Below are 14,455 nucleotides of genomic sequence, written 5' to 3' on the forward strand. Positions count from 1 at the left end.
AAAAAAAAAAAAAAAAAAAAAAAAAAAAAAAAAAAAAAAAAAAAAAAAAAAAAGGCCTGCGGCGCGAAAGCGGCAAGCCTCTGTCAGGTGAAGCGAAGGCAAGTTGGCAAAATGTTGCGCAGGTTTTACCCAAGTTGGCTCAGAAAGGCAAACGGGCAAACATTCCAGCAACAGGAATCTGGCGTTGGCTCACAAAAAATGGGAATTAGCTGAAGGCTTCCCGCTCATCGATGGGAGAGATGAGGTGATAGACCTCATGGGCTGACAAGGTACATCCGACGGGCCACTCCAGCTGGTGGTGACGGTTGATGAAGACCCGGGCGCAGTGACGCTCGCTCTCCAGCTTTGCAAACAGCGGCTGGGTTCGCCAGGGGGTCAGATCCAGCACCCCCGTGGTGCCATCCGATAACACCAGAAACAAGCGCCATCCCCGCACATACTCGACATCGATAAAGACCGGCATCCCTTCGGCTCCGATTGAGATAATTCGCGGCAATTATAAACACCAGCTCCCCATCCATACACGCTATGGCTCACATTTTACCCAGCAGATTATGCTGTGCTCATTAGTGGCGCGACATCACATTTTTAGATGATAAATGTGTTAATGCCGACTTTTAACAAACTTGAATGCAACCTTAACCAATTCGATCTGTCATAACCTCACAACAACTAAAAAAGCGTCTGTGGACAGACGCTTACAGGCTCATTCAGGAACAAACATGACAACTCTAAAACAGCGATTCGGCCCGTTCTGGCCCTTCGCGGTCTTCTGCGCGCTCGCGCTTTTCTCTCTCTCTTTCAGCCGAATCGCCCTCGGTCTCTGGCAACTGGAACGGGTGGATGCCGTGGCCGGTTGGCAGGAGATGCTGCTGCAAGGGATCCGGGTCGACTTTGCGACCCTCTGCTGGGTCTGGGGTGTCCCCGCCATGCTCACTCTGTTGCTGGCAGGCCCCCATGCCATCAGCCGGGGCTGGCTGCAACTGATGCGAGTGTGGCTGACCGTCGGACTCTGGCTGATGCTGTTCCTCGAGATCTCCACCCCCTCGTTCGTCACCGAGTATGGCGTGCGCCCCAACCGCCTCTATGTGGAGTACCTCATCTATCCGAAAGAGGTGTTCGCCATGCTGTGGGCGGGCCGCAAAGCCGAGCTGCTTCTGGCGGTACTCTTCAGCGGCGCCGTGCTGGCCGGTGGTTGGTGGCTGAGCGGCCGTCTGGTGCGTGGCCTCAGCTTCCCCCGCTGGTATCTGCGTCCTGCCTTCGCCCTGCTCATTCTGGCCATAGGTTTTCTCGGTGCCCGCTCCAGTCTCGGCCACCGCGCCCTGAACCCGGCCATGGTCGCCTTTGCCGAAGATCCGCTGGTCAACTCGCTCACCGTCAACTCCGCCTACTCCCTCTTCTTTGCCATCAAGCAGATGGGCGCCGAGGAGGATGCCAGCCAGTTTTACGGCGAGATGAGGGAGCAGAAGGTGCTCGAAGTCATGCGCAAGGAGAGTGGCCGTCCGGCCAGTGATTTCAACTCAGATCTGCTGCCCAGCCAGACCTTCAACCAGGCGAGCTTCCAGGGTAAACCGAAGAATCTGGTGATCCTGCTGCAGGAGAGCCTGGGCGCCCAGTTTGTCGGCTCCCTCGGCGGCCTGCCGCTTACCCCCAACATCGACGCCCTGTCGCAGCAGGGCTGGGCCTTCGAGCAGCTCTACGCCACTGGCACCCGCTCGGTGCGCGGTATCGAGGCGGTACTGACCGGCTTCACGCCGACCCCGGCACAGGCGGTGGTCAAACTCGGCAAGAGCCAGACCAACTTCTTTACCATCGCGGATCTGCTCAAACAGCGGGGTTACGACACCAGCTTTATTTATGGCGGCGAGAGTCACTTCGACAACATGCGCAGCTTCTTCCTCGGCAACGGCTTCACCACCATCGTCGAGCAGAAGGATTTCGACAATCCGGTGTTCAAGGGCTCCTGGGGCGCCTCCGACGAGGATCTGATGGCCAAGGCCGACGAGACATTCAAGTCGCTGCACAAGGAGAGCAAACCCTTCTTCAGTCTGGTGTTCAGCTCTAGCAACCACGATCCGTTCGAATTCCCGGACAACCGCATCGAACTCTTCGAGCAACCCAAACAGACCCGCAACAACGCGGCCAAGTATGCGGATTACGCCATCGGCGAGTTCTTCAAGAGGGCGAAACAGTCCGAATACTGGAAGGATACCCTGTTCCTGGTCATCGCCGACCACGACAGCCGGGTCGGTGGCGCCAGTCTGGTGCCCATCCCCCGCTTCCATATCCCCGGTGTCATTGTGGGCGACGGCATTGCACCGAGGAAGGATCCGCGCATCGTCAGCCAGATCGACATGGCGCCGACCCTGCTCTCCCTGATGGGGATCAGTGCCGACTACCCCATGCTTGGCAAGGATCTGACCCGCATGCCCGCCGACTGGCCGGGGCGCGCCATCATGCAGTACGACAAGAACTTCGCCCTGATGCGCGGCAAGGATGTGGTGATCCTGCAACCGGAGCGGGCGGCAGAAGGCTATGTCTACGATGATGCCAGCGAGAAGCTGAGCCTGGCGGCGCAGCCGGACGCCTTGAAGGAGGATGCCCTCGGTCTGGCCCTGTGGGGCAGCATGGCCTATCAGAAGAGCCTCTATCAGACGGCCAAGGATGAACGCACCGCCGCCAATTGAGCCGCCCGAGCTGATTCAGCCGATAGCAGAATGGAAAAAACCGCCAGCTGGCGGTTTTTTCTATCTATTCATACTGTCAGCCCGCAAGCCATTATGGCTGGGGAAAGCAGGGCAGGGAGCGGCTGAACTTGTGCTCGAATACCAGCGAGGTTTCGAGGTGCACCACCTCTTCGCGGGAGGTGAAGTGATCGAAGACAAAGTTGCGCAGGTGCTCGGTATCGGAGACACAGAGGTGCACCAGAAAATCATCCTTGCCCCCCATGTGGAACAGACTGATCACTTCGGGCAGCGCCAGAATGGCATCGCGGAAAGCATCGATGATCTGACGGCTGTGACGGGCCAGCTGCAGGGAGACCATGGCCTGAATATGACCACCGAGGGCCTGATAATCCACTTCGCAGTGCGCCCCCTTGAGCACGCCATCCTGCTGCAACTTGCGCACCCGCTCCAGACAGGTGGAGGGGGCAACGCCCACCAGCGCGGCCAGATCCTTGTTGGTCATGCCCGCATCCCGAAACAGATGGGCCAGGATATCCAAATCCAGTTGATCCAGGTTTCTCATCTTAACTCCTTGAACCGCTCAATTTTTTAGACTCTGCCCGTAAACCGGGGCAAACACAACGGCCATTGACATCCCCCCTGCCTCGCCTATCCTTGGCGCCATTCACCGGTCGCAGCCCTGCGGCCACCATGCGAGGATCCGCCATGCACCCGTATCATCCCTTCTGGAGCCTTGAGGTTCCCCGTGTCGACGGTCAACTGCTGCTGACCCCATGCCCAGGCACCCAGCAGGTGCCGCTGACCCTGGCGCTCGATCAACTGCGGTTGGCCGGTGCCCACGGGGTGGTGACCCTGATGACAAGCGCCGAGTTGATCCGACTCGAACTGGCGCAGCTCGGCCAGCAGGTCGAGCACGAAGGGATGCGCTGGTTCCATCTGCCCATCGAGGATGATCTGGCCCCCGATGCCGACTTCGAGGCTGCCTGGCAACAGGCGCTGCCACAGCTGCGCGAGCTGCTGGGGGATGGCAAACATCTGGTCATCCACTGCAAAGGGGGCAGCGGTCGTACCGGTCTGGTCGCCGCCGCGCTGCTGATGACCCTCGGCCAGCCACAGCAAGAGGCGATGGCCGCCATCAAGGCCCACAGACCCAAGGCGTTTACCCTGGCCTGCCACCGCCAATGGCTCGACCAGCTGGCCCAGCGGCTGGCGCAGGGCGACTGACTACTTGCCTCCCTGGTCGTAGGTAAAGACCTTGCCGATATCTTCCACCCGATAGCTGGTGAGCTGATAGACGTAGTAGTTGAGCCAGTTGGCAAACAGCAGATGACCGTGGCTGCGCCAGCTGGCGCGCGGGGTCTTGCCCGGATCGTTATTCGGGTAGTAGTTGACCGGAATGGCCGGGTCGAGCCCCGCCGCCAGATCCCGCTGATACTCACCATCGAGGGTCAGGGCATCGTACTCCGGGTGCCCGGTGACAAACACCTGACGACAATCCTTGGTCGCCGCCAGATAGACCCCCGCCTCTTCTGACTCGGCAAAAATCTGCAAGTCGGTCTGGGCACGGATCAGATCGCCATCAAACGCCGCATAACGGGAGTGCGGGGCGACGAACTCGTCATCGAAACCACGCAGCAGCGGCTCATGCTCATCGAGACGATGGTGGCGGTAAACCCCGGAGAGCTTCTCGCCGTGGGTCTGCTTCTCCATGCCATACAAGGCTTTCAGCGCCGCCTGCACGGCCCAGCAGAGGAACAGGGTGGAGGTGACATGCTGATGGGACCACTCGATGATCTCGACGATGCGCGGCCAGTAGACCACCTCCTCGAACTCCACCAGCCCGAGCGGCGCCCCTGTGATGATCATGCCGTCGTAGTTGTTGCCACGCACCTGCTCGAAGTCGTGATAGAAGTTCTCCAGATGCGCCTGCGGCGTGTTCTTTGACTCCCTGTCATCGATGCGCAGCAGATCCACATCCACCTGCAGCGGCGAGTTGGAGAGCATCCGCATCAGCTGGATCTCGGTCTCAATCTTCTTTGGCATCAGGTTGAGGATGAGCACCCGCAGCGGGCGGATGTTCTGGGTGACGGCCCGGGATTCCGTCATCACGAAGATGTTCTCCTGCCCCAGCACTTCGGCGGCGGGTAACTGATCCGGGATCTTGATCGGCATGCTTACTCCCTGTACTGCATCGGTAAATATGTCTGGACATCCAGAAGCCTATAATAAAGCTCCAGCCCTGTCATCAGATACCTTTTGTATTCACCCCCGCCTTTGACTAGCATACGGCTCAGTGTGTCTCCTGCTTCCAAGATAATGACCGGTATCAAGATTTCCGTAGATCGACTGCAAGTCGGCAACTATGTATCCCTGCCACTGGGGTGGCGCGAACACCCGTTCCTGTTTTCCAGCTTCAAGATCAAAAGTGAAGAAGAGATCGAGCTGATCCGCCGTCTCGGCCTGAAACTGGTCACCATCATTCCCGACAAGAGCGACGTTCCACCCAAGCCCCTCAATCAGGTACAGCCTCAGCAACAAGAGAGCGCAGACGCCGCCCAGCGTCAGGCCCAGATGCAGCAGGAGAAGGATCGCCGTATCGAGCAGTTGCAACTCTATCGCCGCAACCTGCAGCAGTGCGAGAAACAGTTCCAGCAGTCGCTGGCGCAGGTGCGCAGCGTGATGAGCAAGATCCAGTCCCGCCCCCTCAATGCCATCGGCGAGGCGCAGGAACTGGTCAACGCCATGACCGAGCAGCTGCTCTCGGTGGACGAGATGGTGCTCCATCTGGTCTCCGACAGCGAGGATGGCAACAACCTCTACTTCCACTCCCTCAATGTGAGCGTGCTCAGCATGCTGCTGGCCAAGGAGTGCTGCATGACGGCCGACGAGATCCGCCGGGTCGGCATGGGGGCGCTGTTCCACGATATCGGCAAGTTGAAGATCCCGAGCCAGATCCTGCGCAAGACCGAGCCGCTGACCAAGCCGGAGCAGAACCTGATGGCCCAGCACCCGCGCTACGGGCTGGATCTGCTCAATCTGGCCAAGGATTTCCCGGCCGAGGCGAAGGGGATCGTGCTCCATCACCACGAATATCTCGATGGCAGCGGGCCGGAAGGGCTCAAGGGTGGCCAGCTCGATCCGCTGACCCAGATGGTGTCGCTGATCAACGAGTACGATAACCTCTGCCACATGCAGGCCAAGGTGCCCTACTCGGCCCTGAGCGGCCTCTACAAGCAGCGCAAGGCGCAGTTCAATCCGGAGTACCTCAGCATGCTGATCCGGTTGATGGGGATCTATCCCCCCGGCAGCGTGGTGCAACTCTCCAACGGTCAGGTGGGGCTGGTAATGTCGGTCAACGCTTCCCGCCTGCTCTACCCCTCGGTGCTGGTCTACGATCCGCGCATTCCCCGTCAGGAAGCGGCCATCATCGACCTGCAGCAAGCCGAACTGTCGATCGCCAAGGTGATCCACCCCAAACGGCTGCCGCCCGCCGTGTTCGAGTACCTCAATCCGCGTACCCGGATCAGCTACTACTTCGAGCACAACAAAGCCTGATTGTGTTGGCCCAAGGCCAACCGTTGCCACCCGTTTAATCCAAGGAGCCTGCCATGCGTATCGAGATCATCAGTACCGGAGACGAGATAGTGACGGGTCTGGTGGTGGATACCAACGCGGCCTGGCTCAGCGCTCTGCTGCTGGAACAGGGGTGGCAGGTGCGCCGTCGCCTGACGGTAGGGGACAACCTCGCCGACCTGAAAACGGTGCTGCAAGAGAGTGCCAGCCGCGCCGAGGTGGTGCTGGTGTGTGGCGGACTCGGACCCACTGCCGACGATCTCACCGCTCAGGCCGCCGCCGAGGCCTTTGACCAGCCACTCACCCTCTTCCCCGACTGGCTCGCTACCATCGAAGCGCGCTACGCCAGCCGTGGTCGCCCCATGGCACAAAGCAATGCCAAACAGGCCTGGTTGCCGCAGGGGAGCGAAATCCTCGACAACCCGGTTGGCACCGCCTGCGGCTTTGTGGTACGAAGCGGCCATAGCCAGCTCTTCTTCACCCCGGGCGTGCCGTTCGAATTCAAGCAGATGGTGCGCGAGCAAATTCTGCCGCGCCTCAAACAGCTGGCCGGGGCGCAGATCGATACCGAGCTGCGTCGCTTTTACACCTTCGGCGTCTCGGAGTCGGCGCTCAGCGATATGCTGGATGCCGAACCCTGGCCAGCAGGTATTGAGCTGGGTTACCGCTCCTCCATGCCCCTTATCGAGCTGAAACTGATCGGCCACGGCGCCAGTACCGCTGACATGGAGAGTGCAGAGCACCGACTGCTGGATACGATCCGCCCCTGGCTGGTTGGCAGCGGAGATACGGAACCGGCGCAGCAGATCCTGGCGCTGCTGCAAGGCAAACCGCTGGCTCTGCTGGAGGGAGAGAGTGGCGGCGCCCTGCTGGCGCTTTGTCACGGCCATCCCCGGCTGGAAGCACGCTTCAGCGCGCAACTGGCCGATGAGCTGGCGCAACTGCCGACCGCCGATGCGGGCCTGCAACTGACCATAGGGCGAGAGGGCACTGAGGGTGTACCACTGCTACTCAGCGCCGATGGAAAACACGTCGGTCAGACGGTCAAGGTCAGCCACCCCGACCCGGAGAGCCGCCGCAAGATCCTCGCCTTTGCCGCCCTCGACATGCTGCGCCGCCATATGCTGGGTAAGCCGGTACTCGGAGATTACCTCACCCTGGCCAGAACAGCCCAGCGCAGCTGATAACTACCGCCCCTGCCAGCGACCCTATGTTGCTGGCGCTGCGATCCGCCTTTTCACGCCGTTGCCAAACAGCACCCATATTTATCCGGCCGCCATCACCGATTTGACTTCAATTCATTGACCATTCAGAGGAAATATCTGAATACTGCCCACTCTCAGGGTTGGTGACTCGCTTTATTAATCATTGAGAGATTAAATGACAGTAGAGGAGCGAGCCGATCGTTCCGTTCTCATCCAGCAAGGAGATGCGGTGTTAAGCAAAGAGTGGTTGCTGCTATCAAGCGATATGGAACTGGTCTGCCTGCGGATTGCCGCCGGTCTCACCAAACCTGTCACGGAACAGGATGTGCAGGCTCTGCTGCTCGCTTCCAACTGTCGCCGCTATCAGCCGCTGCCCGAGGGGATCAAACAGGCTATCAGCCTGCTTAATACCCTGCTCACCAACCCTGCCGCCCCCGTCCCCGCCAACCCCATCCCTGTCGGCAAGCGTCAGGATGCCCGACTCGCCGTAATAGTGGAGAAGGATCGCATGAGCGCCATCGCCCAGATCACTGCCGACTGGGGGGGCAAGTATGTGACGCTGGAACAGCTGAAAGAGGCGATCGCCATCAGCGAAATCAAACAGGGGGTGAGTGAGCAACAGCTCACCGCTGCCATCCAGTCGGCCAAGGAGGCCGCCCCCGGCAGTCAGCTCAAGCTGGTGATTGCCAACGGCCAGCCTGCCGTCAATGGTCAGGACACTCGCTATGAGCGGCTGGTGGAGACCCCGGCCGAACGGATCCTCAAACCGCAGGAGTTGGGGCATGGCAAGGTCGACCTGCGGGATCTCGGTTCCATCGTCACCGTCAAGGCCGGCGCTCCGCTGATGCGCCGTCATCCGGCCACCGTCGGGGTACCCGGTTTTACCGTGACCGGTCAGGACCTGCCCGCCAAGGATGGCAAAGACAGTCCGATGAGTGCTGGCGAGGGCACCTTTATCTCCCCCGACGATCCCGACCTGCTGATTGCCGGTCGGGCTGGCCTGCCCTGTCAGGAAAAAGCAGGCATGAAGGTGGACGAGGTGCTCAGCGTCAAACAGGTGGATGCCCGCCACGGCCACATTGATTTTGAAGGGGGCTTAATCGTCAGCGGCGACGTCAACCCGGGCATGAAGATCAGGGTCAGCGGTGACATCGTGATTGGCGGCTTTATCGAAGGGGGCTGGATCGAAGCTGGGGGCAGCATCACGGTACGCCACGGCATCATTGGCCGCCGCAACGAGCAGGGAGAGTACCTTTGCCAGCTCAATGCGCAGGGGGAGATCCACGCCAGCTACGCCCAGTATGCCCAGCTGGAAGCGGGGGGGGATATCCAGATCCAGAGCCAGCTCAGCCACTGCTACTCCCGCAGCGGACAAGATATCAAGGTGGGCGATAGCAACATGCGTAAAGGCACTCTGCTGGGGGGGACCAGCATTGCCAATCGCCTGATCATGGCCCCCAGCCTGGGGGCCGAGGCCGCCAACCATACCCGGCTGCAGATCCTTGGTGGCTACTTCACCCACAAGGAGCAGGAACACCAGCTCAAGCAGCGCCAGCAGGCGTGTCAGGCCCAGCTGGAGAAAATCAAGGAGCTGGTCATGAAGTTGTTGCAACTGCCCGGCGACAAGCGCAATCCGGATACCCTGCGCAAGCTCAAACCGATCCGGGACCATCAGCTGGCCGAACTGGCCCAGCTCGATGAGCAGCTCACCGCCAACCAGGAAGAGCTGCGAAACTTGATGGCTCAGATGGAGGTCATTGCCACCCAGCACCTCTACTCTGGCATCGAGGTCGAGATGGCCAGCTTCAAACGCAAGGTTACCATTACCCGAGGCCCTACCCGCCTGACCATCCATGATGAAACCCTGGAGATGACCCCTTACGAGGGACACAAATAGCTCAACCGGCACGGCCCCATCGCTGAGCCGGCCGTGATCCCGCCGCCGATTTTCGCTACACTCGCCACTTCCTTGGCCCCACCGGGCGGGCCACCCAGACTCAGGTAGTGAGAGATGTACAAGCTGATCGCATTGGATATGGATGGCACCCTGCTCAACCCGCAGGGCCAGATTACTCCCCGCACCCACGCCGCCATCAGCGCCGCGCGCGCCAAAGGGGTAACCGTTGTGCTGGCCTCCGGCCGCCCGCTGGAAGGGATGAGCCGCTATCTGGAAGAGCTCGGCCTCACCACAGAGCATGACTACGTCATCTGCTACAACGGCGCCCTGGTGCAGCAGGTGGCCGATCAGCGCATCATCCGCAGCCAGCTGCTGACCGGCAGTGACGCCAGCGCCGTCGCCAAACTGGCTGACGAGCTGGAGGTGAACGTCCACGGTTTCTCGGTCACCCGCGGCCTGATCAGTCCCCGTGTCAGCACCTACACCGAGCACGAATCCCGCCTGATCGGCATGCCGATCAATCTGCTCGACTTCGCCACCCTGCCTGCCGACGAGCAGATCATGAAGGTGATGATGATCGACGAGCCGCCCCAGCTCTCCCGCGCCATCGAGCGACTGCCTGCAGAGCTCTATGAGCGCTATACCGTGGTACAGAGTGCCCCCTTCTTCCTCGAGTTCATGAACAAGCAGAGCAACAAGGGAACCGGCGTGGCCGCACTGGCCGAGCACCTTGGCCTGACCGCCGCTCAGGTGATCTGCGTCGGGGATGCGGGCAACGATCGCCACATGATCGAATACGCAGGCCTCGGGGTTGCGATGGGCAATGCCACCGACGAGATCAAGGCGCTCGCCCAGCACACCACTGCCCGCAACGATGAAGATGGCGTAGCTCAGGTGATCGAGCAGTTCGTACTGAATGCCTGATCGCAATCGAGCACCGCTGCGCCTGATAAGGAAATAAAAACGGGGAGGCTGTCAGCCTCCCCGTTTTTTCTGGTTAGTTATCTGCGTGATAAGCGTTAATTCGCTCGCATCACTGGTTCGCCAGACACTGGGTATGGGAGCCCGGTTGCAGGTAAGGCGTCAGCAGGGGAGCCATCCCCTTGAGCACCTGCACCGGCAACGCCGAGGTGAAACGGAACTTGTCAGACTGGCTACCCGGTACATAGGCGGTCAGGGTACCGAAGTGATCCTCACCCAGATAGAAAACGAAGGTCGCGGTGCGGTTGCGCGCCAGTGAGCTGGTCACGTTGCCATAACGACCCACGGTTTCAATCCGGTTATCCCCGGTCCCGGTCTTGCCCCCCATCTGCAGCACAGTGCCATCCGGCAGGGTAAAGGCACCGGCGATACGTCTTGCCGTGCCCCCTTCGACCACCTTGGAGAGCGCACTGCGCAGGGCTGCCGCCACCTCTGCCGGCATCACCCGGGTGCCCTCGGTATGCTGCGGCTCAAACTCGGTCTCGAAGGGCGTCCCCTTGGCGAACGAGAGATGCTCGATACGCAAGGTTGGCGAGCGGATACCGCCATTCTGGATAATCCCCATCAGCTCGGCCAGTGCAGCCGGGCGATCACCGGAGCTGCCCAACGCGGTCGCCAGCGAAGGCACCAGATGGTCGAATGGATAACCGAGCTTGGCCCAGCGCTGATGGATATCGAGGAAGGCTTCAACCTCCAGCATGGTGCGGATCCGGCTGTCACGGGCACTGCGATGGCGAGTCTTGAACAGCCAGCTGTAGACCTCCTGCCGCTCGTCACGACTGGCCGCCACCGCGTCGGCAAAGGTCGCCTTGTCGAACTCCTTGAGATAGGCCAGCAGCCACAGCTCCAGCGGGTGAACCCGGGCGATGTAGCCCTGATCCGGGAGTGAATACTTGCCCGGGCCATAGCTCACATAGAGCTGATTGACCCGCTTGGCGCTCAACTTCTCGCGCGGCAACCGCTCCGCCAGGAAGGCAGCAAATGCGGCTTCGCTGGCTTCCGGCATCAGGTAGCGGTGAACCGCCGCCAGACGTACCGCACTCGGCTTGAGACCGTCGAGGAAGGTATCGAGCTGCTCCTCGGGAGTCTTGCCGCGATATTTGCGCCAGAAGCGCAGCAGATAGGTCTGCCCCTCTTTGTCGGCAAATTTGGCCAGATACTCCTGACGGCGGGGATCCTTGTCATCCTTCAGCAACTGGGCACGGTTGCCCTCCTTGTAGAGGCTGTAGCGCACGATATCGCGCATCAGCCGCACAAAGGGCAAGTTAATCGACTCACGCAGAGAGTCACGCAACGTCGGAATACGATTGTTATCCTCGCGGCGGAAGTTGTTGAAGGTGTGCATGCCGCCACCGGTAAAGAACCCTTCATTGGGGCTGGCGGAGTATTTGCGATCCAGCGCCGCTTCCAGCATCACAGGCAGGCTCTTGTCCTGAGCCGTCATCAGATAGGAGATGGCCCAGCGGCTGAGGTTGTCCTGAGAGACGGCAGCCAGCTTGCGCAGATTCTCGACCGGCATCCCGGCATAGTTGTCGTGCAGCTCGGCCACGATCTCCAGATAGGTAGTCAGCACCCGCAACTTGGCGGTTGAGCCCAACTCCAGCTTGGAGCCTTCATTGATATCAAACGGCTGATCGGTGTTATCGGTCTGTACCCGCACCTTGAACCCTTCCGGCGACTTCTCGAACAGGGTGAAGCTGTAGCGCACATCGCCGGTCTTCTCTGGCGAGAGCAGGCGCTCACCAAACAGTCCCACCTGAGCGGCAAACGTCGGGTCGGCTAGCTGTTGCAGATAACGGGATACTTCATTTTGCAGCGGCATATTGAGGCTGGTATCGGCGGTCAGATCCATCCGGTCGAGGTCATAGAGCTGCACCCCGAGCTGACGGCTCAGGCGAGTACGGGCAACCTGCAACCCCTTGTTATTGTTCACCCGGGTGATAGCAGGGGACTGCAGGAAGTCACGGAACGTAATCTTGGCCTTGAGCGCCGCCTCCATCAGAGGTGGCGTGATCATTCCTTCCTGCACAAACAGGCGCAGGTAGCTGTCGGTCAGGGTAGCCAATGCCTCTCGCCCTTGAGCCAGATAGTAAGAGGGACGGCGGTGCGCAATCATCAGCGAGACGACCTGACGCAGGGCAAGCCCCTGTTCGGCCAGCGGTGCATTCTGGTTACGGGCGGGGTCCAGCAGACGGTTCACGTCATCGACATTGGCACCAAACCAGACCCAGAGGCCATCTCCCAGACCATGTACTTCACCATATCCCGGCGCAGCCGAGAGCGGCACCGAGTTGAGGTAGGCCCAGGCAACCAGCTTACGCGCTTCGAGGGTTTCCGGCCCGAGACGATAGGCCCGCACGCTGGCAGAGGCCATCTGACGGATCTTCTCGGTCGGCGACAGGGTCAGGCCATCCGGCGAGTGGCGATACTTCTCCACCTGGGTCGCCAGGGTACTGCCACCGGCAGATTGATCCTGCATATCGAGCGCCTTGCCCACTTGAGAGAGCGCGGCCTTGGCAAAACGGGGCCAATCGACCGCCGGGTTGGCCAACGGCTCTTCGTTGCTCAGCAGATCGCGGTTCTCGATAAACAGCAGCGACTGGATGACGAGCGGTGGAATGGAGTCAAAATCCGGATAGTGATGGGTCGGATACTTGAATTGATAGAAGGGCTCGGCGCGGCAATCGTGCAGCGTCAAACCGGCCTGCACCTTCTCGGTATAGGGCACGAAGAAGCCACGACTGGCGTAGTCATAGAGCGCGTCGGAGAAATGCACCTGCTTGCTGACTTCATAGCCCCGCTGAAGCAAACGCTCCTGCATCATCGGCAGTTGCACATAGCCGAGCCGCTTGTCGAACGGGCCATCCTCAGGGAAAGCGATCTGCTTGCTCTGGCCTGGCTCGACCTGATAGGTGAGCTTGGCGGCATAGCGGGAAATCTCCTGAGATTGCAGCTTCGAGGTTTTCATCTCATAGCCAACCAGAGCGATCACCGCCCCCAGGCACAATAAAAAGAGAAAACAGAACAGCCAACGCCACCAGGGACGACGCTTGCGCTTTGGGTTCCCGTCCGAAGTCTGGACAGATGAATCTTGAGATGCCACTTGTGTCAAATCCGTCTGTTCTGATGCGCCCATATCAGCCCCACCATGGTTGCGCAATTTATTGTGTTTCACTCAAGCTTAGTCTTTTCAAGTCAATGGCTTGAAACTATTGACCGCTTTGTGGTGATGGTAACAGGGCAATTCTAAAAAGGGGAGCCGATTGTTGCAGGAGTGGCAGAGATCCGAGCTGATAACAAAACACCGGCCAGTGGCCGGTGTCTCTTAAGCGAAAGCGCAACGCTTATTTGTGAGAGCTCATGCCCTTCAGCTTGGTGCTCAGCTCTTTACGCTCTTTGGAAAGCTCGGCGTTCTTGATGATGTGATCATCCACGCGCTCTTCATAGTCGGCACGCATGTTGGCGATGATCGCCTGCACATCATCAATGCTCATGCCGGGCTTGATATAGTCGCTCAGGTTGTCGAGCAGCAGTACGCGCTTCTGGTTGTCACGGATCTTCTTCTCATTATCCGCAATTTCACGCTTGAGTTTGTTCTGGCGACGGGACATACGCACATATTCCAGTACATCGCTGAAGGTGGACTTGTTTACTTGTTCCATATCGATACCACTGACTTAAGGTTGATAAAAACTGGCCAAGTTACACCTGGAACCCGGCCAACTCGGCGCGGGACAGGCAAACTCAAGATGCCCTTACTCTACCGAGTTATAAGCGAGATACAACCCTAATCGCGCACCATGAACAGAGTTTGGCCAAAAGTAAACCAGTTAAAATGGCCAGTAATCCATCAGATAAGGGCTTGATATAGATAGAAAATGGTGGAGGTGACAGGGTTTTAGTTCTCTTCCTGCATATAAATGCTAACACTGGCTGCTTAACACGCTAAAAACACCAACGCGCGGTCGTGGTACTGGGCTTTGGCGTTCGTTCAGTTGTGCAACCATCGGGGGAAGTTGGCAAAAACCACCCATAGCAAAAAAGGCCTTCCCATCTGGGAAGGCCTTCAAATTAGTGGCGGAGCGGACGGGACTCGAACCCGCGACCCCCGG

Annotated in this window: 12 protein-coding genes; 7 read left to right on the forward strand and 5 right to left on the reverse strand. The window is 59.4% G+C overall.

The features are described from left to right. Positions 1–209: hypothetical protein (locus AACS18_RS18420; RefSeq protein ID WP_181363324.1), on the forward strand; the 209-nt coding region annotated here is incomplete at its 5' end. Here AACS18_RS18420 and AACS18_RS18425 read toward each other — a convergent pair. After that, positions 206–463, reverse strand: a complete 258-nt coding sequence (locus AACS18_RS18425; RefSeq protein WP_005335997.1) for a DUF2442 domain-containing protein — start codon at positions 461–463, stop codon at positions 206–208. The two genes, AACS18_RS18420 and AACS18_RS18425, sit on opposite strands and share 4 nt — an antisense overlap. Before the next feature lie 259 nt (positions 464–722). Between AACS18_RS18425 and AACS18_RS18430 the strand changes: the two genes are divergently transcribed. Beyond that, positions 723–2,687, forward strand: a complete 1,965-nt coding sequence (locus tag AACS18_RS18430; RefSeq protein WP_108612976.1) for an LTA synthase family protein — start codon at positions 723–725, stop codon at positions 2,685–2,687. Between the two features lie 91 nt (positions 2,688–2,778). Here the strand turns inward: AACS18_RS18430 and AACS18_RS18435 are convergent, their stop codons facing one another. Next, positions 2,779–3,249, reverse strand: coding sequence for an Lrp/AsnC family transcriptional regulator (locus AACS18_RS18435; protein ID WP_005336001.1), 471 nt, complete (start codon positions 3,247–3,249; stop codon positions 2,779–2,781). A gap of 143 nt (positions 3,250–3,392) precedes the next feature. On the opposite strand from AACS18_RS18435, the gene AACS18_RS18440 reads away from it, so the two are divergent. After that, the gene (locus tag AACS18_RS18440; protein ID WP_108612977.1) at positions 3,393–3,911 is read left to right on the forward strand and encodes a cyclin-dependent kinase inhibitor 3 family protein; all 519 of its coding nucleotides are present in this window, start codon (positions 3,393–3,395) and stop codon (positions 3,909–3,911) included. Here AACS18_RS18440 and metA read toward each other — a convergent pair whose 3' ends face one another. After that, positions 3,912–4,859 carry a homoserine O-acetyltransferase MetA gene (gene metA, locus AACS18_RS18445; protein WP_019446225.1) on the reverse strand — a complete coding sequence of 316 codons (948 nt, stop codon included), beginning with the start codon at positions 4,857–4,859 and terminating at the stop codon, positions 3,912–3,914. A 144-nt stretch (positions 4,860–5,003) separates the two neighbouring features. On the opposite strand from metA, the gene AACS18_RS18450 reads away from it, so the two are divergent. The 4 genes from AACS18_RS18450 (at position 5,004) to yidA (ending at position 10,286) form a co-directional block, all read left to right on the forward strand. Then, positions 5,004–6,242 (forward strand): HD-GYP domain-containing protein, encoded by a 1,239-nt coding sequence (locus tag AACS18_RS18450; RefSeq protein ID WP_042081904.1) that lies wholly within the window; start codon positions 5,004–5,006, stop codon positions 6,240–6,242. Positions 6,243–6,295: 53 nt separating this feature from the next. Further along, entirely contained in the window at positions 6,296–7,444 is a 1,149-nt protein-coding gene (locus AACS18_RS18455; RefSeq protein ID WP_108612979.1) for a competence/damage-inducible protein A, read from the forward strand. A 250-nt stretch (positions 7,445–7,694) separates the two neighbouring features. Beyond that, a complete protein-coding gene (locus AACS18_RS18460) occupies positions 7,695–9,362 on the forward strand; it encodes a DUF342 domain-containing protein (protein ID WP_181363325.1) in 1,668 nt (555 codons plus the stop codon). Between the two features lie 114 nt (positions 9,363–9,476). Then, entirely contained in the window at positions 9,477–10,286 is an 810-nt protein-coding gene (gene yidA / locus AACS18_RS18465) for a sugar-phosphatase (RefSeq protein ID WP_108612981.1), read from the forward strand. A 109-nt stretch (positions 10,287–10,395) separates the two neighbouring features. On the opposite strand, the gene AACS18_RS18470 is transcribed toward yidA, so the two are convergent. Further along, positions 10,396–13,479, reverse strand: a complete 3,084-nt coding sequence (locus AACS18_RS18470; protein ID WP_108612982.1) for a transglycosylase domain-containing protein — start codon at positions 13,477–13,479, stop codon at positions 10,396–10,398. 208 nt (positions 13,480–13,687) lie between these two features. Beyond that, complete coding sequence (tmaR, locus tag AACS18_RS18475) at positions 13,688–14,005, reverse strand: PTS system regulator TmaR (RefSeq protein ID WP_005336024.1); 318 nt, start codon at positions 14,003–14,005, stop codon at positions 13,688–13,690. Positions 14,006–14,455 lie beyond the last annotated feature (450 nt).

The sequence above is a fragment of the Aeromonas sp. HMWF015 genome, assembly GCF_963878965.1.
GTDB lineage: Bacteria > Pseudomonadota > Gammaproteobacteria > Enterobacterales > Aeromonadaceae > Aeromonas > Aeromonas veronii.

Coding starts and splice junctions, on each gene's coding strand:
- AACS18_RS18425 (WP_005335997.1), bottom strand. CDS start 463: ATGCCGGTCTTTATCGATGTCGAGTATGTGCGGGGATGGCGCTTGTTT.
- AACS18_RS18430 (WP_108612976.1), top strand. CDS start 723: ATGACAACTCTAAAACAGCGATTCGGCCCGTTCTGGCCCTTCGCGGTC.
- AACS18_RS18435 (WP_005336001.1), bottom strand. CDS start 3,249: ATGAGAAACCTGGATCAACTGGATTTGGATATCCTGGCCCATCTGTTT.
- AACS18_RS18440 (WP_108612977.1), top strand. CDS start 3,393: ATGCACCCGTATCATCCCTTCTGGAGCCTTGAGGTTCCCCGTGTCGAC.
- metA (WP_019446225.1), bottom strand. CDS start 4,859: ATGCCGATCAAGATCCCGGATCAGTTACCCGCCGCCGAAGTGCTGGGG.
- AACS18_RS18450 (WP_042081904.1), top strand. CDS start 5,004: ATGACCGGTATCAAGATTTCCGTAGATCGACTGCAAGTCGGCAACTAT.
- AACS18_RS18455 (WP_108612979.1), top strand. CDS start 6,296: ATGCGTATCGAGATCATCAGTACCGGAGACGAGATAGTGACGGGTCTG.
- yidA (WP_108612981.1), top strand. CDS start 9,477: ATGTACAAGCTGATCGCATTGGATATGGATGGCACCCTGCTCAACCCG.
- AACS18_RS18470 (WP_108612982.1), bottom strand. CDS start 13,479: ATGGGCGCATCAGAACAGACGGATTTGACACAAGTGGCATCTCAAGAT.
- tmaR (WP_005336024.1), bottom strand. CDS start 14,005: ATGGAACAAGTAAACAAGTCCACCTTCAGCGATGTACTGGAATATGTG.